This is a genomic window from Nocardia higoensis NBRC 100133, assembly GCF_000308595.1.
GTDB classification, from domain to species: domain Bacteria; phylum Actinomycetota; class Actinomycetes; order Mycobacteriales; family Mycobacteriaceae; genus Nocardia; species Nocardia higoensis.
Genome location: NZ_BAGA01000185.1, coordinates 18,100 through 37,280 on the forward strand (window position 1 = coordinate 18,100; position 19,181 = coordinate 37,280).

General features: G+C 69.3%; 17 protein-coding genes. 10 read left to right on the plus strand and 7 right to left on the minus strand.

Annotation, left to right across the window (positions count from 1 at the left end):
* The first annotated feature begins 27 nt into the window (after positions 1 to 27).
* The 5 genes from ON26_RS31020 to ON26_RS31040 all read left to right on the plus strand — a co-directional run bounded on the left by ON26_RS31020 (position 28) and on the right by ON26_RS31040 (position 4,786).
* Entirely contained in the window at positions 28 to 969 is a 942-nt protein-coding gene (locus ON26_RS31020) for a TauD/TfdA dioxygenase family protein (RefSeq protein WP_040801931.1), read from the plus strand.
* 130 nt (positions 970 to 1,099) lie between these two features.
* Positions 1,100 to 1,741: an ABC transporter permease gene (locus ON26_RS31025; RefSeq protein ID WP_040801933.1), complete on the plus strand. Its 642-nt coding sequence runs from the start codon at positions 1,100 to 1,102 to the stop codon at positions 1,739 to 1,741.
* Positions 1,741 to 3,003 (plus strand): ATP-binding cassette domain-containing protein, encoded by a 1,263-nt coding sequence (locus tag ON26_RS31030; protein WP_040801937.1) that lies wholly within the window; start codon positions 1,741 to 1,743, stop codon positions 3,001 to 3,003. The genes ON26_RS31025 and ON26_RS31030 overlap by 1 nt, the downstream gene beginning before the upstream one ends.
* A complete protein-coding gene (locus ON26_RS31035) occupies positions 3,000 to 3,797 on the plus strand; it encodes an ABC transporter permease (protein ID WP_051028031.1) in 798 nt (265 codons plus the stop codon). The genes ON26_RS31030 and ON26_RS31035 overlap by 4 nt, the downstream gene beginning before the upstream one ends.
* On the plus strand, positions 3,794 to 4,786 hold the full coding sequence (locus ON26_RS31040; RefSeq protein WP_245546137.1) for a glycine betaine ABC transporter substrate-binding protein: 993 nt from the start codon (positions 3,794 to 3,796) through the stop codon (positions 4,784 to 4,786). The genes ON26_RS31035 and ON26_RS31040 overlap by 4 nt, the downstream gene beginning before the upstream one ends.
* A 45-nt stretch (positions 4,787 to 4,831) precedes the next feature.
* Here ON26_RS31040 and ON26_RS31045 read toward each other — a convergent pair whose 3' ends face one another.
* The 4 genes from ON26_RS31045 to ON26_RS31060 form a co-directional block, all read right to left on the minus strand.
* Entirely contained in the window at positions 4,832 to 5,134 is a 303-nt protein-coding gene (locus ON26_RS31045) for a LuxR C-terminal-related transcriptional regulator (RefSeq protein WP_157172101.1), read from the minus strand.
* Positions 5,135 to 5,269: 135 nt separating this feature from the next.
* On the minus strand, positions 5,270 to 6,355 hold the full coding sequence (locus ON26_RS31050) for a DUF8320 family protein (RefSeq protein ID WP_051028034.1): 1,086 nt from the start codon (positions 6,353 to 6,355) through the stop codon (positions 5,270 to 5,272).
* Positions 6,352 to 7,572 carry a sensor histidine kinase gene (locus ON26_RS31055; protein ID WP_083884508.1) on the minus strand — a complete coding sequence of 407 codons (1,221 nt, stop codon included), beginning with the start codon at positions 7,570 to 7,572 and terminating at the stop codon, positions 6,352 to 6,354. The genes ON26_RS31050 and ON26_RS31055 overlap by 4 nt, the downstream gene beginning before the upstream one ends.
* Complete coding sequence (locus ON26_RS31060; RefSeq protein WP_040801939.1) at positions 7,542 to 8,213, minus strand: response regulator transcription factor; 672 nt, start codon at positions 8,211 to 8,213, stop codon at positions 7,542 to 7,544. Before ON26_RS31060 ends, ON26_RS31055 begins: the two co-directional genes overlap by 31 nt.
* Positions 8,214 to 8,545: 332 nt before the next feature.
* Here ON26_RS31060 and ON26_RS31065 point away from each other — a divergent pair, with 332 nt between their 5' ends.
* The 3 genes from ON26_RS31065 (at position 8,546) to ON26_RS31075 (ending at position 12,895) form a co-directional block, all read left to right on the plus strand.
* On the plus strand, positions 8,546 to 8,938 hold the full coding sequence (locus ON26_RS31065; RefSeq protein WP_040801941.1) for a hypothetical protein: 393 nt from the start codon (positions 8,546 to 8,548) through the stop codon (positions 8,936 to 8,938).
* A gap of 103 nt (positions 8,939 to 9,041) precedes the next feature.
* Entirely contained in the window at positions 9,042 to 11,201 is a 2,160-nt protein-coding gene (locus ON26_RS35030; protein ID WP_051028037.1) for a DUF7937 domain-containing protein, read from the plus strand.
* Positions 11,202 to 11,437: 236 nt separating this feature from the next.
* Positions 11,438 to 12,895 (plus strand): MDR family MFS transporter, encoded by a 1,458-nt coding sequence (locus ON26_RS31075; RefSeq protein WP_040801943.1) that lies wholly within the window; start codon positions 11,438 to 11,440, stop codon positions 12,893 to 12,895.
* A gap of 54 nt (positions 12,896 to 12,949) precedes the next feature.
* Here the strand turns inward: ON26_RS31075 and ON26_RS31080 are convergent, their stop codons facing one another.
* Positions 12,950 to 13,384, minus strand: coding sequence for a nitroreductase/quinone reductase family protein (locus ON26_RS31080; RefSeq protein WP_040801945.1), 435 nt, complete (start codon positions 13,382 to 13,384; stop codon positions 12,950 to 12,952).
* A 115-nt stretch (positions 13,385 to 13,499) separates the two neighbouring features.
* Here ON26_RS31080 and ON26_RS31085 point away from each other — a divergent pair, with 115 nt between their 5' ends.
* Together ON26_RS31085 and ON26_RS31090 are read left to right on the plus strand one after the other, a co-directional pair.
* Entirely contained in the window at positions 13,500 to 14,180 is a 681-nt protein-coding gene (locus tag ON26_RS31085; RefSeq protein ID WP_040801947.1) for a TetR/AcrR family transcriptional regulator, read from the plus strand.
* A gap of 310 nt (positions 14,181 to 14,490) precedes the next feature.
* Positions 14,491 to 15,084: an ATP-grasp domain-containing protein gene (locus ON26_RS31090; RefSeq protein WP_245546138.1), complete on the plus strand. Its 594-nt coding sequence runs from the start codon at positions 14,491 to 14,493 to the stop codon at positions 15,082 to 15,084.
* Positions 15,085 to 15,177: 93 nt separating this feature from the next.
* On the opposite strand, the gene ON26_RS31095 is transcribed toward ON26_RS31090, so the two are convergent.
* Both ON26_RS31095 and ON26_RS31100 read right to left on the minus strand, forming a co-directional pair.
* Positions 15,178 to 18,057: a DUF5682 family protein gene (locus ON26_RS31095; protein WP_040801949.1), complete on the minus strand. Its 2,880-nt coding sequence runs from the start codon at positions 18,055 to 18,057 to the stop codon at positions 15,178 to 15,180.
* The gene (locus tag ON26_RS31100) at positions 18,054 to 19,169 is read right to left on the minus strand and encodes an ATP-binding protein (RefSeq protein WP_040801951.1); all 1,116 of its coding nucleotides are present in this window, start codon (positions 19,167 to 19,169) and stop codon (positions 18,054 to 18,056) included. The genes ON26_RS31095 and ON26_RS31100 overlap by 4 nt, the downstream gene beginning before the upstream one ends.
* Positions 19,170 to 19,181: the final 12 nt, after the last annotated feature.

The window sequence follows — 19,181 nt, forward strand, 5'->3', positions numbered from 1 at the left end:
CGCAGGTTCGAGTGAAAGGCCGTGAGCATGTCCGTCGATCGCGCAATCGCCCACCACGCCCCCGTCGAGACCGGGGTCCGGGTGGTCAGGCTCGGCGCGCACATCGGCGCCCGGATCGAGGGCGTGCGGCTCGGCGGCGACCTGGACGCCGCCACCGTGGCCGCCATCCGCGCGGCCCTGGCCGAGCACAAGGTGATCTTCTTCCGCGGCCAGCACCACCTCACCGAGGACGGCCAGTACGAGTTCGCGCGGCTCCTCGGCACGCCGACCACCCCGCACCCGACCGTCGAGTCGGCGGGCACCAAGAGCCTGGCCATCGATTCCACGCAGGGGCGCGCCAACAGCTGGCACACCGACGTCACCTTCGTCGACCGCGTCCCGAAGGCCTCGATCCTGCGTGCGGTCACCCTGCCCGGTTACGGCGGCTCCACCACCTGGGCCTCCACCGTGGCCGCCTACAACTCGCTGCCCGAGCCGCTCAAGCGGCTCGCCGAGAGCCTGCGCGCCCGCCACGACAACCGCTACGACTACGCCGCCGAGGCCGAGGACAACCCGGACGAGAGCGCTCAGGCCTACCGTCGCGAGTTCGAGTCCACCTATTTCGAGGTCGAGCACCCGGTGGTGCACGTCCACCCCGACACCGGTGAGCGCGCCCTGCTGCTCGGCAATTTCGTCAAGCGCATCGTCGGGCTGCCCGGCACCGAATCGCACGCGCTGTTCCGTCTCTTCCAGGACCGGGTGACCCGCCTCGAGCACACCACCCGCTGGGACTGGGAACTCGGCGACGTGGCGATCTGGGACAACCTGGCCACCCAGCACTACGCCATCGATGACTACGACGCCGCCGAACATCGCAGGCTCACCCGCATCACCCTCGCCGGCGACATCCCGGTCGGCGTCGACGGCTCGACCAGCACCGTGATCGCGGGCGACGCCTCGAAGTACTCCGGGCTCGTCTCGGTCGCCTAGACCGAATCGGGCGATTCGGCGTGCCGCAAGCCATGCGGTCCGGCAGAATCGCCTACCATTCGGCGGCACATGTTGCGGTCGCCACCCGCGGAAGTGCCGGCCGGTCATCGGCTGACGATGGGATCTCGGCGTGAATGTGTGGAGTTATATCCGAGGGCGCGAAGAGACGCTGGTGTTCCTCACCTACCAGCACGCCTCCCTGGCTTTCCAGACCGTCCTGGTCGGCACGGTCGTCGCCGTGCTCGTCGCGGTCGCCGTCTATCGATTCCCGCTGGCCGCGGCGCTGTCGCTGACCTCGAGCCGGGTCGCGCTGACGATCCCCTCGCTGGCGCTGCTGGCGCTGCTGCTGGTGCCCTTCGGCCTGGGTGTGGTGCCCTCGTTCATCATGCTCGCCTTCTTCGCGGCGATGCCGGTGATCGGCAACGCCATCGTGGGGCTGCGCTCGGTGCCCGCCCCGGTGGTGGAATCGGCACGCGGGATCGGGCTTTCGCGGTGGCGGATCCTGCTGACCGTCGAACTGCCGATCGCCTGGCCGGTGATCCTCACCGGCATCAGGGTGTCCACGCAGATGATCGTCGGCGTCGCCGCCATCGTCGCCTATGTCCTCGGCCCAGGCCTCGGATCGCTGATCTTCAACGGACTCTCCCGGCTCGGCGGCGCGAACGCACTCGAAATGGCGGTCACCGGAACCGTTCTCATCGTCGCCGTCGCTTTGGTGTTCGACGCACTGCTCGTCCTGCTCGGGCGTCTCACGATCGCGAAAGGACTGTGATGGCGACAGTTGGCACCGCACGCGAACGCCAGGTCACCGGCGCCGGAATCGTTCTGGACTCGGTCGTCAAGCGCTACAGGGGCCAGCGGACCCCGGCGGTCGCCCGACTCGATCTGGAGATCGAAGCCGGCGACATCGTCGCCTTCGTCGGCCCGTCCGGCTGCGGCAAGACCACCACCCTCAAGATGATCAACCGGCTCATCGAACCCACCGAGGGTCGCATTCTGATCGGCGGCCGCGATGTCACGAAGGAGGATCCCGACAAGCTGCGCCAGGGCATCGGCTACGTGATCCAGTCCGGCGGCTTGTTCCCGCACTGGTCGGTGGCCAAGAACATCGGCGCCATCCCCCGGGTGCTCGGCTGGGATCGCGCGCGCATCGCCGAACGCACCGAGTATCTGCTCGACCTGGTGGGCCTCGACCCCGCCGAGTTCGCTCACCGGCTGCCCAAGGACATGTCCGGCGGCCAGCAACAGCGCGTCGGCGTGGCGCGCGCGCTGGCGGCCGACCCGCCGGTGCTGCTCATGGACGAGCCGTTCGGCGCGGTCGATCCGATCACGCGGGTCCGCCTGCAGGACAGCCTGATCGCGATCCAGCAGGAACTGGGCAAGACGATCGTGATCGTCACCCACGATTTCGAGGAGGCCACCAAACTCGGCGACAAAGTGCTCATCCTCTCCGAGGGCGGTCACGTCGAGCAATACGCCGCGCCGGAGCAGATCCTCACCGATCCGGCGACGCCCTTCGTCGAGGAATTCGTCGGCTCGGGTGCGAAGCTGGCCTACCTCACGGTCTCCCGGGTGAGCGATGTGCGGACCCAGGCGGTGACCGTCGCCCGCGTCGGCGAACCGACGGGGGAGGTGCTCGCCCGAGCGAAAGCCGCCGGGCACACCTGGGTGGTCGTCGTCGACCAGCACGATCGCCCCCGCTCCTGGCCGACGCTGGCGGAAGTGCAGAGCAAGCCGGAGATCTCCGACTACCTCGACCGGCGGCTGCCGGTGGTCGCGCGCTCCTCCACGCTCAACGACGCGCTCGACGCCATGCTCGCCACCAGCCAGGGCGCCGTGCTGGTCACCGACGGTCGCGGGGCGGTCGTCGGTTCGCTCGGCATCGAGGCGGTGACCGAGGTGATCCGCGCCAAGCTCGCCGAGAGCCGCGCCGAACAGGAGAACCTTTCCTACGAGACCTACGTGCCCGGCACCGATCCCACGCCGACTCCCGTGGTCGCCGCCGACGAGCCCGGATCGGCCGAGGCGTCATGAGCGCCACGAGCACCGCGCCCGCGGTCGGCGCGCCCGTGGCCGGGAAATCGTCGCTCGCGCGACGTTTCTCCCGCCTGCCGATCGACGTGTGGTTCGAGCCGCTGATCATCCTGGCCCTCGGCGCCGGCTACATCCTGTGGTACCGGTCGGCGACGCTCACCGCGACCGAACAGGCATCCCTGGGCTGGGCCAACCTGCAGACCACCATCGTCGAGCACGTGAAGCTGACCCTGGTGGCGACCGTGATCGTGGTCGTCATCGCGATCCCCCTGGGCATCCTGCTGACCAGGCCCGCGCTGCGGCGGCTCGAGCCGATCGCGGTCAATATCGCCAATATCGGCCAGGCCGCGCCCGCGGTCGGGTTGCTGGTGCTGTTCACCTTCTGGCTCGGCACCGGATTCCGCACCGCCGTCGTGGGTCTGGTGGTCTACGCGGTGCTGCCCATCCTGCAGAACACCATCGTCGGGTTGCGGCAGGTGGACCGGCGCACCATCGAGGCCGCGCGCGGCATCGGCTTCTCCGCCGTGCGCACCCTGGTGCAGGTCGAGTTGCCGCTCGCGGTGCCGGTGATCCTCAACGGGGTACGCACCGCGCTGGTCATCCTGGTCGGCACCGCGACCCTGAGCACCTTCATCGGCGCCACCAGTCTCGGCACGCTGATCACCACCGGCGTCACGCTGTTCCTGCCGAAACTGCTCGTCTCCGGCGCCGTCCTGGTGGGGCTGCTGGCCCTGATCATCGATTGGCTCGGCCGGCTGGTCGAACTGGCCGCGACTCCCCGGGGACTCTCGTGAGCGGGCCGGGGATACGGAGGCGGCTGGCCGGACCGGTCGCAGCCCTCGCGGTCGCCGTGGCGGCCCTGGCCGGTTGCGGTCTGGTGAGTTCCTCGGGCACCTTCCACGCCGCGAGCCTGCCCGACGAGCAGCGACCGCTCGACGGCGCGAAAGTGGTGGTGACCTCCAAGAGCTTCACCGAAGGCGTGTTGCTGGGCAAGATCACCGCGACCTATCTGGCGGCGGCGGGTGCGCAGGTCACCGATCTCACCGGCGCGCCGGGCTCGGCCTCCTCGCGGCAGGCGCAGCTCAACGGCGATGCCGACGTGCTGTGGGAGTACACCGGGACCGGCTGGGTGAACTACCACGGACAGACGGAGGTGATCACCGATCCGCGCGAACTGTGGCGGCGGGTGCGCGATATCGAGCGCAGCGAGTACGACCTGGTCTGGCTCGAGCCCGCCGATTTCAACAACACCTACGCCTTCGCCGCCGCGGCGGCGACCGCCGAACGGCTGAAGGTGACCTCGCTGTCACAGGTGGCGGCGTTGCCGGTGGCCGAGCGCACCTTCTGCGTGGACGACGAGTTCTTCAGCCGCGCCGACGGATTCCTGCCGATGCTGCAAAAGTACGGGATTCCCTACAACGATCCGGCAGGTGTGCCGGCGGGCAATGTCACGCGGATGGACGCCGGTGTCATCTATCCGGCGACGGCACGAAGCCAACCGTGCAATTTCGGCATGGTCTACACCACCGACGGCCGGATCAAGAATTTGAATCTGACCGTGCTCCGGGACGATCTGACCTATTTCCTGCCCTACAGCGGCACCGCCGTCGTGCGCGCCGAGATCATCGACCGGTATCCGGCATTACCCGGCCTGATACGCGCGCTCTCCGAGCGTCTTTCCGACGACCTGTTGCAGGAACTCAACGGGCGCGTCGACATCGATGGCGAAGACCCCTCCGACGTCGCCTACGAGTGGCTGAAAAGCGAGAATCTCATCGAGTGAGGCGGCGGCGCTCGCCCGTTCGCGGGTCCGCGCCGCCGGTGGTCGCTACAGATCGTCGATGCTCAGGTGACCGTCCTGCAGCGCGCGCGCCATCAACGCCGCCTTGGTGGGCGCCGATCGCCCCGCGCGGTCGTACTTCTCCCTGATCCTGGTCAGGTGAGTGTTCATGGTGCCCAGGGCGATATGGAGGTCACGGCAGACTTCGGCCTTGGAATCGCGGGCGATCCAGGCGAGCAGAACCTCGACTTCGCGCGCGCTCAGAGCGGGCGCACGAGGCAGGTCGGACACCGTTCGCTGCTCGCGCGGCTTCGGCTGCGCGGGCTCGCGATCCTCCGGGGTCGACACCATCGGCGGTCATTCCTTTCACATTCCGGCCACCGGTCGGCTCGGCCGGTTCACCACAGATTAGCCAGATACCTTTCGGTGCGGCAGATTCCAATTACTTGACCCCGAAAATGGTGTCAAAGTTAGCAACCTCAACAACTATTCGACGGGGACCGTCTCCGGGGAGCCGAATGCCGGATCATCGGTGACCGAATGCTCTTGTGGCGTGCCGTCGCGACGGACTTCCGTGCGCCGGATCCCGGCCACCGGGTGATCGACGACCATCGTGGCAAGCAACTGTCGATTCGGCGGCAGCACCCGCACCATCACCGAACCCGATTCGGCCCGCGCCAATTCCCGGGCGACGAGACCGATCAGCCGCGATTTCACCTCCGGAGAGGAATTGTCGAGACCGCGGTCGTCGACGAGCACCACATCGACTCCGCGGGCGCGCGCGGTGCGGGCCGCGGCGGTGATCTCGGGCACCGAAAGCGCGGGGGCACGCAGGTTGTCACGCAACTGCGCCTCCACCAGCCGGCACTCCGCGCGGTCTTCGGCGCCGAGGGGATCCGGCCCGGCGATGCGGTGCAACATGGGGCGCACCATGCGGTCGAGGTCGGCGGTTTGCTCGCGGCGCTCTTCCAGCGCCGCGGTCGCGGCGGCGTCGGCAGCGGCCTGCCGGGTGGACTCCTCGTGCAGCTGGAAGATCTGCTGCGCGGCGGGGCGCAGGGTGTAGGCGAAGAACGTCGACATCAGCAGCGGCCCGAAATTGATGACCGACATCCCCAGCCCGTACCCGATGCCGTGCCCCGCGTGCTGCGCCCAGCTCGCCGACACCGCGATCATGGCGCACAGGCCGATCCACGCGGCGGGCGTTCGCCCCCGCACGCAGAGGAAGGTCGCCGTCACCGAACCACCGCCGAAATGCCAGGTCATCGCCATCGGATCCGGCTCCGGCGGCAGATTGAACATGACCAGCGCGCTGCCCGCCGGGATCGACAGCGCGAGCGCGACGGTGAGCGGCCGCGACAGCGGGTCGGCGCGGGCCACCAGCAGCGTCACGGTGGCGGCGGTGACGATCGCCAGCGCCAGCACGACCGGCCACCGCCGCGGCAGTTCGCCCCAGGACGCGACGGCGAGCGAGGCCAGCGCGCAGAGGTAGAACGTCGCGACCGCCCACGCCGGCCGGGTGTCCATGCCGAGCAGCGTGCGCGCGTCGCGTACGGGCGCGGGCTGTTCCGTCATCCGGCGACCCCCTGCCATGCCATGTGGACGGTCGTTCCCGCACCGGGAGAAGTCCGCACCTCGACCTCGCCGCCGGGCAATCGGCGCAGCCGCCCGATGATGCTGACGGTCACGCCGAGCCGGTGCGGCGCGATCGCGTCGACGTCGAAGCCGACGCCGTCGTCGGTGACCACGACCTCGATGCGATCCGGTGCGAGAGTCGCCTGTACCCGTCGTATCGCGTCGGGTCCGGCATGACGGACACTGTTGCGGACCGCCTCGGCGAGCGCCGCGCCCAGCACCTGCACCGGTTCGGCGGGGTAGCTCTCGTCCTCGCAGCCCTCCCGCACCGTCGCACTCACCTCGACGGTGTCGTCGACATCGGCGACGGCGGTACGCAGGCTCGCGATCAGAGCCCGCCCCGGGTAGGTCGCCACGTTCTCCGGTTCGAGTTCGTCGAGTTTGGCGATGGCCAGCTCCGCCTGCCGGCGCACCTCCGCGCGGTCGGTGCGCCGGGCCGCCGCAAGCAGCGTCGACATCACCCAGTCGTGCATCAGCGCGTTGTAGCGGGCGCGCTGCACATTGCGGGCCTGGGTCGATGCCGCCGCGGCCGCCGCCGCATGCGCCTGCGCGCGCGTGCGATCCAGCAATCGGCCGGTGCGCATCGCCATCAACGCCGCCGACACGTACAACAGGCAGAACGCCAGCGCGAACATCATGTCCGGCACCAGCACACCGCGCAGTTCGGGGATCCGGCAGTGATAGTTGATCAACTCGACCGGCACCAGGCAGACGACGAGCGCGATCAGTGTCGTCGCGGGCGAGCATGCCACCGCGGCGGCCAGCGCGGCCAGCCCCGGCATGTAGGACATCCACTGGTCGCTCGGCAGCAGTGTGCCGTCCCAGGCCAGCGGCCAGGTGAAGGCAGCGGCCGCGTACCCGACGGCCGAGCCGGCGGCCGCGCGCCGGGCGGGGGTCAGATCGCGACGGAAGGACAACAGTCCCGCCGCGACCGGGGGACCGAAGACGGCGGGCAGCGCGAAGGCGGTCCACCACGGCGCGAGTACCCCTGCCTCCCTGATGATGTCGGGCACCAGCAGCAGCAGATAGAACAGATAGCCCGACCCGATGAAGCGCGCGAACAACCGGGTGATGCGGTCTTCGGCTCTGCCGTCGGCGTTCTCGGGCGTATTCGCCCGCGCGGGCCTCAGCGGCGCCGGCGCGGTATCGGGAGCCATCCGTCCTCCAGAGCACGCTTGTAGAGTTCGGTCTTCGTCCTGGCCGGACGGCCCGCTTCGGCGTACTTCTGCCTGATCCGCGCCAGATAGGCGTTGACGGTGTCTTCCGACACCCCGGACAGTGTGGCCACTCGGGTCGCCGACTCCCCGGACGCGTACAGCGCCAGCACCTCTCGCTGCCGGGGACTCAGTTTGACCTCGGTGAACTCGTCGTCGGAGTCGATGGCGGCGGCCCAGTCCATGGTCGGGACGAGCTTGCCGTCGGCGGCGTCGCGGACGGCGGCGGCGACGAATTCGTCGCGCTCGGACTTGCGGACCACCCCCAGCACGCCGGCCCGCGCGGCCGAACGGACCAGGAACGGCTCGTCGCCGGAGGTGAACACCAGCGCCTCGATCCCCGCCGCGCGCAACTGCTGCACATTGTTGACCGGCGAAGAGCCGTCCGGCAGTCGCAGATCCAGGATCACCAGGTCCAGATCGTCGGTGATGGCGAGCAATTCCGGCACCGAGGGGGCGTCGGCGACGATCCGCACGCTCGGTTCATCGGTCAGGATCTGGCGCAATCCGGCGATGGTGACGCGATGGTCCTCCACGACGCCGATCCTGCGTGGTTCCGCTCGCACAGTGCTTTCGCCCCGCATCGATCCTCCTGAAGAACTCCGGCCCTCGGGTGGGTGGCAACCGCCGGGCACTTGCAGAGATTCTGAAGCAGGCAGGTCCTCGTGTCGACCGGTTCGATGGGTGTCCCGCCGGTAACCAGGGGCCGTGTCGGTCGAACGCACGACTGTCGGTGAGCCGGGATGCCGGTGAAACTGACCGCGCGAGCGGTGTGACCGGGACCATGCCGGAGCGACTCGCGCGATGCCGGGTGCCCGCTCGTGCGGGCGCCGACGACCGAGGCAGGAGGAGCGATGCCGTGCGCGCATCCGCAGCGCGGGGGAGTGCGGGGCGGCCGCGCCCCGAGGACCTCGTGATGACCATCGGTCCGGTGCCCGAGTTCGCCGTCGTCGTCCCCGCCGCCGATCTGGGAGCGCTCATCCTGGCGGTGCACGAGATCGCCGAGGACTCGACCATTCGTCGCTTCCTGCGGGTGGGCAATGTGTTCGATTTCGTCGCGCCCACGATCGCCGACCTCGACCTCGACCTCGCGTACGCCAGGCACGACGGATCTCGCCGTCCGCTGGCGGCACTGGTGCTCACCCACCGGGACACCATCGTCGACATCGTCTTCGAACACGCCGGAATCGGCTGTGTCCGCGCCCGATTCTGTCCCGGTGGCGAGTCCGGCGATGCCGATCCCGACCGGGCCGCCGCGCTGGCGAGGTTCCTGTCCGAACGGACCGCGACCGCACTGTCGGTCGAGTGAATGACGAGCGAACAGACGATGGTGTGCGTCCTTTCGACGCGCCAGACTGAGCGGCGCGGGCACAAGATCGACTTGCCCGTGTCCGGCAATCTGGAGGCAAAGCATGAACGGCGACGACCTGTCCGCTGGCGCCCTTCGACGCACGGATCTGCTCCGTGACGGAATCGCCGTCGCCGGCCTGCTGCTCGCGCTGACGCTGCCGTGGAACCGCGAGTTCTCGGTCACCGACGGCCCCACGGCGCTGGTGGTGATGGCGTTCCTGTTCCTCATCGCCGCCGCGGTGGTGGTGGTCGCGTCCGCGTTCGTCTCCTGTGGCTGGACCACCGTGGCGCCCGGCGGGACAGCACTTCGGACGGCGCGCATCGCGGCTGTCGCTCCGCTGGCGCTGCTCGGCGTCGGGGTCGTGCTGTGGGACATGATGATCTCGATCATCGATGTCGCCGAGTGGATGCCCCGGAACGCGGGTGTCGGCGTGGGGGTCTGGGGCGCGTTCGTCGCGGCGGTGGCCACGGCGCAGCCACGCGGCTACGACCGGGTCTCGGCGAACGACGAGGACCGCTGGCGGAAGGCGACCAGGATTCTGGCCTGGATCGCCGTGGGTGCCTCGGTTCTCGCGCTGGTGCGGCTGATGGTCGGCACACTGTTCTCGTTGGTGGACGAGCAGGGCTCGATCCTGTTCTACGGCGTGGACGATCAGCCCTTCGTGACCGTCATCGCCGCGCCGATGACGGCCCTGCCCGCCCTCGCGGCGACGCTCGTCGTGGCGCTCGGCCTCACCCGCCGGGACCCGAGCTGGCGGCTGACCGCGCCCGCGATCGCGCTCGGCCTGGTGATCGGCGGCGTACTGCTGGTCGGCAACGACGGCACCACCGAGCTGTTCGGCTGGGGCTTCTACGGCCTGGCCGTGTTGGTGCCCGCCGCAGTGGCAGGCCTCGGCTATCCGGTGTTCACCGGGCCGGACGCCCTCGCGCCGGGGCGGACCTGGCTGCGTGCGGGACGTAATGCGGCGCTGTGGATCGCCGTTCTGTGCGTCGCGGAGCTGGTGGCGGTCATCGGCTGGATGATCGGGACCCGCTGGAGCGTCGCCGGTCCCGCGCCCGCCGCCGTGCTCCTCGGCTTGCTGCCCGCCGTCCTCGCCGGTGTCGCGGCCCTGATCTGGTGGCCCGGTCCCATTCCGCGGCAAACACTTCCGACCCGTCCCGTGGTGCTCCCGCTGCTCGCTATCGCCGCCTTCATGACGCTCATGCGATTCGTGATCGAGCCCGACGAATGGGGACTGGGGACCACGGTGATCACCGTGGCGATCATCGTGGTGGCACTGGCCGCGATCATCGCGTCGGTGACGGTGCCGTCGGTACGCGCCGAATACGCCGCTGCCTCGCGGCCGCCCGGCGGTAGCGGGCCCTACGGTCGGTCGGCGAATCCGTATGCCTCGCAACCACACCCGGTGCAGCCAGGTCATCCGATCCCGGGAGCCGACCGGCCGGCGTCGGTGCCCGCGTATGCCGGCTCGGGCTCGTACCCCCTGCGGACAGCGCCCGCGACCACCGGATCGCATCCGATGGCGAGCCCCTACCCCGTCGCGGGCGCACACACGGCGCCCGGTACGCAAGCGATGCCCGCGGCCCATGCCTCGTCGGGATCGCACCCGGTGGCGGGCGTACCTCACGGACAGCCCACGTACGCCCCGAACGGCACGCCCGCGACGGCCTCGCGCACCAACGGCATGGCGATCGCCGCCCTGGTCACCTCGTTCCTGATCGCCCCGCTCGGCATCGTCTTCGGCCACATCGCGATGTCGCAGATCAAGCGCCGTCACGAGGAGGGGCGCGGCCTGGCCATCGCGGGGCTGGTCATCGGTTACCTGTACACCGTCGCCGCCGCGGCATCGGCGTTCGTCATCTTCGCCGTGGTCGACCAGGTCACCGAGAGCTTCGACGCCTACGACTCCGGCTACTCCACCTCCACCAGTCGCTACCCCACGAGCACAGCGCGCGTCACCGCCACCCCCGCCTCGGCGGCCGACCGCACCAGCCAGGCGATTCTCGACGCCCGCATCGGCACCTGCATCCATCGCGTCGTGGGCGCCGACCAGGGCAACGGCGTCAGTGACGTCACCGTCACCCCCGCCACCTGCGGTTCCGGCTCGTCCACCCACAGGGTGGTGGACCGGACCACCGATATCGACGACTGCGGCTCGATGGCCTGGGTGCGTACCAGCACCGAAACCGGCTGGCTGGTCCTCTGCTTGCGCGCGGACTGATCACCGGCCGCGCGTTCGGCAGGTGCGGTTCGCGTGGGCGGCAGCGGCCATGGGGCCCATCGACGTGCGTGGACGGAAAATCGGATGCTTTGTGTCGGTGCGTCCGGAGATACTGACACGCCCGATGACTTCGAGCCCTGAACCCCGTCTGTTCCGGTAGGCCCGGACGGCGTGATGGCGTTCTGCTCGATCGGGTCGCTCGTGCCGTTGACCAGTCGTGCCCGGAGGTATCCCGAATGATCGCCGAATCAACCGCTCCGCCGTCGAGACCGCGGACGCCGTTGGTCGTCCGGGTGCTGGTGCTCGCCACCTTCGTGGTGATCCTCAACGAGACCATCATGATGAACGCCATCCCGCGTCTCATGACGGATCTCGGGGTCACCGAGCGTGCGGCCCAGTGGGTGTCGACGGCGTTCATGCTGACGATGGCGGCTGTCATTCCCACCACCGGATGGTTCCTGCAACGGGTCTCGACGCGCACCGCCTACGCGGTCGCCATGGGCGTGTTCGTCACCGGCACCGCGCTCTCGGCGGTGGCGCCCACCTTCGCGGTGCTGCTGATCGGCCGAATCGTCCAGGCGGGCGGCACCGCGGTGATGATGCCGCTGCTCATGACCACCTTGATGACGGTGGTGGCCGAGCGCGACCGCGGCCGGGTCATGGGGCAGGTCACGTTGGCGATCTCGGTCGCGCCCGCGATGGGACCGGTGGTGTCGGGCCTGGTGCTGCAGGTCGCGTCCTGGCGCTGGCTGTTCGTGCTCGTGCTGCCGATCGCGGGTGTGGTGACCTGGCTGGGCTTGCGACGCCTGGAGAACGTGGGCGAACCGGAGGCGAGCGCGCTGGACTGGATCGGTGTGGTGCTCTCCGGCCTGGGCTTCGGTGGTCTGGTGTTCGGGCTCAGCCGTTTCGAGAGCGGGAGCTTCGCCGAGCCCGCGCTGATCGCCGCGGCGGGCGCGGCGCTGATCGCGGCTTTCGTGTTCCGTCAGATCCGCAGGCAGCGCACCGGCAGCCCATTGCTGGACCTGCGCGTGCTCCTGCACCGCAACTACACCATCGCCCTCGGCCTGATGGTCATCGCGTTCCTGGCGATGATGGGTTCGATGATCCTGCTGCCGCTGTATCTGCAGAACCTGCGGGATCTGAGCCCGCTGGCCACCGGCATGCTGGTCATGCCGGGCGGTTTGGCGATGGGGCTGCTCGGTCCTGTCGTCGGCAGGCTGTTCGACCGGTTCGGCGGTCGGGTGCTGGTGATCCCGGGCGCGGTCGGCATCGCCGTCTCCTTGGCGGGCTTCACCCGGATCTCCATGACCATGCCGTACTGGCAGTTGCTCGCCCTGCACATCCTGCTCATGGTGGCCTTGGCCGCGACTTTCACCCCGGTCTTCACCCTCGGCCTCGGCGCCCTTCCGCAGCCGCTGTACTCGCACGGCAGTTCGCTGCTGGGCACCCTGCAGCAGGTGGCGGCCGCCTTCGGCACCGCCTTGGTGGTCACCGTGATGTCGGCCCGGAGCACGGGTCTGCTCGCCGAGGGGGCCTCGGCCGAGGCCGCCCAGCTCGACGGTATGCGGATGGCGTTCGCCGTCGTCGCCGTCCTGGCGCTGGGTGTGATCGCCATGTCGGTGCTGTTGCCCGCCCGCTCCGAAAGCCAGGAGCAGTCCGGCGACCTGGAGGAACCGGTCCTCGCGGTGCACTGACCGTCCTGGGGTGCCGCACGGAACGGCACCCCAGGACCGTCTCCGAAGGGGCGCTCAGGCGAGCCGGAAGACGGGATAGCCCGCGGCCACGCGCAGCAGCTCCTCGTCGGAGGAGGTGTGGTCGAGTCCGTCGAAGAAGACGCCCACCTCGAACTTCCAGCGCTCGAGATAAGCGCGCAGGACCGGCGGCTTCTCCTCGTCGCTCAGTTCCACAGCGGTGAACGGCGTCACCCGCTTGCCCAACCGCAGCTGCCCCTGACCGCCGGCGGCCCGCAGGTTGCGGACCCACTGCGTGTGCCCGCGCGGGGCGACGAGAAAGCGTTCGCCCGCCAAGGTCAGAGGATTGACCGGATTGGTCCGCCACTCGCCGCTCTTGCGGCCGCGGACCGCCACCAGTTGAGCGCCGTAAAGGCTCACCCCTTTACCCGTGATCCACCGGAAGACCCCGTTGAAGAGATTGCCCAGCCGCCCGGCCTCGATATGACGCATGCGATGTTCTCCTTTGTGAGCACTGCTCTCTATATAGAACAGTGAACACGCCGCGTGGCAGAAAATCAAGAGCAGTGCTCTCTTTTCGGTGTGACGCTCTGGCAGACTGTCGGTCATGACCGCGATCCGCACGGCCCGGCAGCGGGCCCGCGACGAGCTGACCCACGAGATCAAGCAGGAGGCCACGCGCCAACTCGCCGAGGGCGGCTCGGCGCAACTGTCCCTGCGCGCGGTCGCCCGCGCGCTCGGCATGGCCTCCTCGGCGATCTACCGCTATTTCCCCAGCCGCGACGACCTGCTCACCGCCCTCGTCATCGACGCGTACAACGCCTTGGGCGACGCCGCCGAACGCGCCGACCGGCCCGAAGCACCGGTGCGACAACGGTGGCTGCTGGTCTGCGCGGCGATCCGCACCTGGGCGCTGGCACACCCGCACGAATACGCCCTGATCTACGGCTCCCCGGTCCCCGGCTACCAGGCCCCGGCGGAGACCGTCGACTCCGGCACCCGCGTAGTCCGGCGGCTCAGCGAAATCCTCCATACCGGAAAGCCGTTGCGACCGGCCTTTTCCAGCCCCCTGGATCCCGCCCTCGCCGAACAGATGCAGACGGTGCTGTCGAGAGAAGACCTGGGCCTGGAGCCCGAGGATTTCACTCGCCTGCTCATCGTCTGGTCCCAGCTGTTCGGGCTGATCAGCTTCGAACTGTTCGGCCAGTTCACCGGCAGCGCCGACCCCGCCGAACCGCTGTTCCGCCACGCCGCCGAACAGATGGCCGACTACCTCGGGCTGCGGTGAAAGCTGCCGCCCATGGGTCACGGGCTGTCGCGGAGCGGTGCGGCGTGCGAGGCTGCATCGCGTGATTCTCCTTGTACCGGCCGACCCGTTGCGCGCTTCCCGCGTCGATGAGCACTTCGCCGCGGAGGCGGATGCGGCCCGTGCGGCAGGGATGGACGTAGCCGTTGTCGATCATGACGCACTGACCCGTCCCGATGGCGCGGACGAAGCGGTTCGCCGGGTTCGCGTCGAAGGGCAGGCCGTCTATCGGGGATGGATGTTGTCCGGCGACCGTTACGCAGCCTTCGATCGAGTGCTACGGAGCCGAAATGTGCTGCTGCGCACCGGTGCCGAGCAGTACCGGCGTGCTCATGAATTGCCCGGATGGTACTCCGGGTTGTCCGAGATCACGCCTCGGTCGGCGTGGACCACCGGCGACGATCGTGCCGCCTTCGACGGTGCACTCCGGGAACTGGGCTCCGGGCCCGCCGTGCTCCGCGACTACACCAAGTCGATGAAGCACTACTGGCACGAGGCGGCCTTCATTCCCGACGTGGACGACGCGGAGCGCGCCTGGCGCGTGGCGAGCAGATTCCTGGAACTGCGCGGGGACGACCTGACGGGCGGGTTCGTCGTCCGGCGATTCGAGCAGTTCGTATCGGCCGAGGTGCGCACCTGGTGGGTCGACGGCGTCTGCCGGTTGGTGGGACCGCATCCCGATTCGCCGGAGGACATGCCCCGGGCCGGGTTCGCGCCGAAGGAGTTCGAACGGAACATCGCCGGTCTCGCGCTCCCGTTCGTCACCGCGGACTTCGTTCTGCGCGCCGACGGTTCCTGGCGATTGGTGGAACTCGGCGACGGACAGGTGAGCGACCGGCCGCGAACGATGCGGCCGGAGCTATTGATCGAGTGCCTGCGCGGTTGACCGGCTGCTCCGCCTGCCGAACGCGTGCGCGGTGCGGGCTCCGAGGTGGCGCGACGGCGAATTCGCTGGAGCACGCCACCCCGGAGCGCCGGTTCACCCCGTGACGGGAAGCAGCGCCGCGAGTGCTGTCGCGGCCTGCGGGTGCGCCTCGACCAGCGCGGTGGCCGCGGCGTGCGGTGCGGCATGGAGTTCCCGCCAGTGGCCCTCGTAGCCGAGCAATGCCGCGTAGGCATCGCAGGTCGCCGGGTGCCCGCGCAGCAGTTCGCCGGCCGGTCCGTCCGTCGCGGTGGCCGGCCCGGATCCGGTGGACTGCTTGGGCTGACGCGACCACGGCGGGACGAACGATTCGATGCTCGTCCGGTCGCCGGGGAAGGTGCGGCCCGCTTCCCGCGTCAAGGCGGGAACGAGTTCACCGGCCTGGCCGCGCAGGGTGGTGATGAGGGAGGGCAGCCACGGCAGGAGGATCGCGTCGGGGAGGCGGCCGAACGCTTTGGACAGCAGTTCGACGACGAACGACTTGATCGAGGGCACCGGGTCCATCGCTTGGATGAAACCGCTCAGATACTGCGGGAAAGCCGGGATCACAAGAGGATTGGCGAGCATGGCGTCGCAGCGCTCGCGCAGATCGGCGAGGGTGAGCATGCCGAGCTGCATGCGGGTCGCCCACAGCAGCGCCACCTTGGCGGGGGCCTCGGGATGGGACTGCTCGACGGCCAGTTCGAGCTGGCGGTGGTCGCAGCCCAGGGACAGCGCCAGGTTCTCCATGCCGAACAGGAAGCCGAGCATGGCCGCCACCGGCCGGACGCCGGTGGCCTCGTCGGTGAAGGCGGTGGGGAGCAGGGTGCAGTAATGCGCGTAGCCGGCGGTGACGAAGCGGCCGCACCAGGCGGGCAGGCCGTTCTCGGTGGAGCGGTAGTAGTCGATCAGCGCCCTGATGCGGCGGAGCACTTCGGGTGCGCCGTCGACGGTGCGCTCGGCGGTGAGCAGGTCCACCGCGCGGGAGCCGAGTTCGTCGGCCAGGCGGACCGAATTCAGGTAGACGAGTGCGTCTTCGACCGCGGAGAGTGCGCGTGCCGCGGTGGCCTCGGGGCCGTTGACCTCCATGCGCAGTCGTTGTTCGAGGACCTGTTCGATGGTGACGCCCTCGTAGCCCAGCTCCACCAGATCGCGCTGGTACTTGCCGATCGCGACATCCCAGCTCTCCTGGATGGAGCGTTCGCCCAGGCCGCGGGATCCCATGATGGGGCGCACCGCGTGGCCCGGTAGCAGTCTGCGCAGCATCCACAGCAGATCCGAGCCGGGGCGCAGCTCGGGTTTCGCCTCGAGGTCTAGCAGGGTGCGCTGGACCCGGGGGTTGTTCGGGTCGATGCCCAGCGGGACCAGGCGGTCGTAGACGTTCTGGGCCAGCGGCGGCAGCGCGGCGTAACCGACGCGACCGATGCGGTCGCCGCCGAGCAGGATCTCGCAGAGCCGCCGCACATCGCGGCGGCCGGGCACGCGGTCCTTCTCGATGCAGGTGATCGCCGCGTCCTGGAAGTCGTACGGTGTGGGGCGGGCACGATTGCGCATCCCGGCCAGCAGGATCGAGGTCTCGTAGACGGCGATCGCGTCGGCGGTGCTGGCGAGATAGCCGTTGCGGCGTGCGAGCCGGACGATATCGACCGACCAGCCGAGCAGTTCGGCCTCGTCGACGCTGTCCAGCCGGGGCGGTGTCGATAGGAAACCCGAGAGCTGGTCGGAAACAGCCCGTTCGGCGCCTTCGGCTTTCGCGGCGTTCTTCCCGGCTGTGGCCGACTTCGTGCCGGACTTGGTCGCCGTGGTTTTCGTGCCCAGCGCGAACGGCTGCAGCTTGCTGCGCTTCAACCCCTTGGACCAGGTGGCGGCCGCGATGGAGACCGAACCGGCGGCCAGCCCGAATTGCGCTTCGATCGCCGAATGGCTGGACGGGATCAGGCCGTACTGCCACTTCGTCGCGGTGCGCGGACCGATCTCGAACGGAGCCTGCGAGGCGACGCCGAACTGCTCGACGCGGCTGGCCGCGTGGAAGGCGCCGCAGACGTAGAGGCAGTGCCCGGGATCGGTTCCGGTCGCCCGGAGATGTTCGCGCATGCGCGTCCACATGTAGCGCTCGCGGTCCTCGTCGCGATCGGTGTCGGTGGTGCGCAGACGGCGGAACAGACTGCCGATGAGCACCATGACCTGGCGGTAGGTGTCGTAGTCGGCGTTCGACAGCGGCTGCTCGACATACTGGTCCCACCATTCCGACCAGTGCCGCACCTTGCCGTGGTGCAGCAGGTGCTGCTCGAGTTCGGCGAAATGCGGTCGCAGATCGCCGATCTCGATACCGACGGCGTCACCGTGCAGCTCGGCTTCCTCGACCGGCGGCTCGGTGGATTCGGGTTCCCCGGGCGGAGTCCGCGGCTGCTCCTGCGGCGACTCGCCGGAACGGGGCGACCACTGGAATACGTGGTCGGTCGAGCGGTCCACCAGCACCAGTTCCACACCGGGTGTGGTGAGCGCATAGGAGATGGCCTGGTACTCGGCGGATGCCTCGGTGATCGGCGCGACCACCGACAGCGGCGCCCAGGCGGCGGGGAAGCCGTCGACCTCGCCCGCCCACGCCTGCACCGCCACCGGGAGGGTGCAGTTGCGCAGTTCCTCGAGCATCGGACGCATGTCCTCGCACAGCTCCAGGTAGATCACCTTCGGCTGCTTCTCACGCAGCCGGCGCACCATGGCCAGCCCGGACGCGGGGGAGTGGTGGCAGACCGGGAAGATCTCCAATTCCTCGCGCAGGGCCCGGTCGACATCGTCGACCATGCCGGTGAGGATCTCCGCGAGTGCGCCCGGCCCCGCGAACCGCTCGGCCGCGGCACCCAATTGCATACGCAGCGCGGAGAACTCGCTCGCGGTGGCAGGGGCGTGCTGGGCGGTGCCGGGAGCGACGTCGGCCGTCGCGGCGGCCCGGCTCACGAAAGCCTCGCGATGGCGTCGCGGCCGCCCTCCAGGAAGGGCTCCCAGTCGCCGCCGAGGTCCTTGCTGCGCGGCTCGACGACACCGTGCCAGAACTTGTTGAGAATGGCCAGGTCCTCCGGGGCGCGGCGGGCCAGCGAGCCCACCAGTGAGCCGGCCAGGATCTCCGGTCGCAGGGTGGCGTCGCCGAAGAACTGGCTGTGCAGGATGGCGTCCTCGAGCACGCCGATCTGCTCGGCGGTCGACAGCGCCGACTCCAGCTTCTCGTCGTCGCTTCCGGCGGCGGCGGCCGCGGCGCGCAGGTCGGCGAAGCTGTCGAGCAGGATGTCGAGCAGGGTGGGCGGCAGTTCGAGGTCGATCCGATGGCGGCGCAACAGTTCCGCGGTGCGGAAGCGCACGATCTCGGCTTCGCTGCGCTTGTTGGTCACCACCGGGATGCGCACGAAGTTGAAGCGCCGCTTCAAGGCCGAGGACAGGTCGTTCACGCCGCGGTCGCGGCTGTTGGCGGTGGCGATGATCGAGAAGCCGGGCTTGGCGAAGACGACATTGTCGTCATCGAGTTCCGGTATGGAGACATACTTCTCGGACAGGATCGAGATCAGGGCGTCCTGCACATCGCTGGTGGAGCGGGTCAGCTCCTCGAAGCGGCCGATCACGCCCTGTTCCATGGCGGTCATGATGGGCGAGGGGATCATCGACTCGCGGGACTGGCCCTTGGCGATGACCATGGAGATGTTCCACGAGTACTTGATGTGGTCTTCGGTGGTGCCCGCGGTGCCCTGGACCACCAGGGTGGAGTTACGGCTGATGGCCGCGGAGAGCAGTTCGGCGAGCCAGCTCTTGCCGGTGCCGGGATCGCCGATCAGCAGCAGGCCGCGGTCGGAGGCCAGGGTGACGATGCTGCGCTCGACGAAAGTCCGGTCACCGAACCACTTCTGGTCGATCTGCCGGTCGAGTCCGTCGGCCCGCTCGGAACCGAGGATGAACAGCCGCACCATCTTCGGGCTCAGCCGCCAGGAGAACGGCTTGGGGTTGTCGTCGATGGACTCCAGCCAGTCCAGCTCCTCGGCGTACTTGATCTCAGCGGGGGCGCGCAGGGCGGTGTCGGTCATGGTGAAGAGGTC

Bases quoted from the DNA above. Each gene is read 5' to 3' on its own strand.
- ON26_RS31100 (WP_040801951.1), bottom strand. From the start codon at position 19,169: ATGACCGACACCGCCCTGCGCGCCCCCGCTGAGATCAAGTACGCCGAG.
- ON26_RS31030 (WP_040801937.1), top strand. From the start codon at position 1,741: ATGGCGACAGTTGGCACCGCACGCGAACGCCAGGTCACCGGCGCCGGA.
- ON26_RS31075 (WP_040801943.1), top strand. From the start codon at position 11,438: ATGATCGCCGAATCAACCGCTCCGCCGTCGAGACCGCGGACGCCGTTG.
- ON26_RS31060 (WP_040801939.1), bottom strand. From the start codon at position 8,213: ATGCGGGGCGAAAGCACTGTGCGAGCGGAACCACGCAGGATCGGCGTC.
- ON26_RS31020 (WP_040801931.1), top strand. From the start codon at position 28: ATGTCCGTCGATCGCGCAATCGCCCACCACGCCCCCGTCGAGACCGGG.
- ON26_RS31050 (WP_051028034.1), bottom strand. From the start codon at position 6,355: ATGACGGAACAGCCCGCGCCCGTACGCGACGCGCGCACGCTGCTCGGC.
- ON26_RS31080 (WP_040801945.1), bottom strand. From the start codon at position 13,384: ATGCGTCATATCGAGGCCGGGCGGCTGGGCAATCTCTTCAACGGGGTC.
- ON26_RS31035 (WP_051028031.1), top strand. From the start codon at position 3,000: ATGAGCGCCACGAGCACCGCGCCCGCGGTCGGCGCGCCCGTGGCCGGG.
- ON26_RS31085 (WP_040801947.1), top strand. From the start codon at position 13,500: ATGACCGCGATCCGCACGGCCCGGCAGCGGGCCCGCGACGAGCTGACC.
- ON26_RS31055 (WP_083884508.1), bottom strand. From the start codon at position 7,572: ATGGCTCCCGATACCGCGCCGGCGCCGCTGAGGCCCGCGCGGGCGAAT.
- ON26_RS31065 (WP_040801941.1), top strand. From the start codon at position 8,546: ATGACCATCGGTCCGGTGCCCGAGTTCGCCGTCGTCGTCCCCGCCGCC.
- ON26_RS35030 (WP_051028037.1), top strand. From the start codon at position 9,042: ATGAACGGCGACGACCTGTCCGCTGGCGCCCTTCGACGCACGGATCTG.
- ON26_RS31045 (WP_157172101.1), bottom strand. From the start codon at position 5,134: ATGGTGTCGACCCCGGAGGATCGCGAGCCCGCGCAGCCGAAGCCGCGC.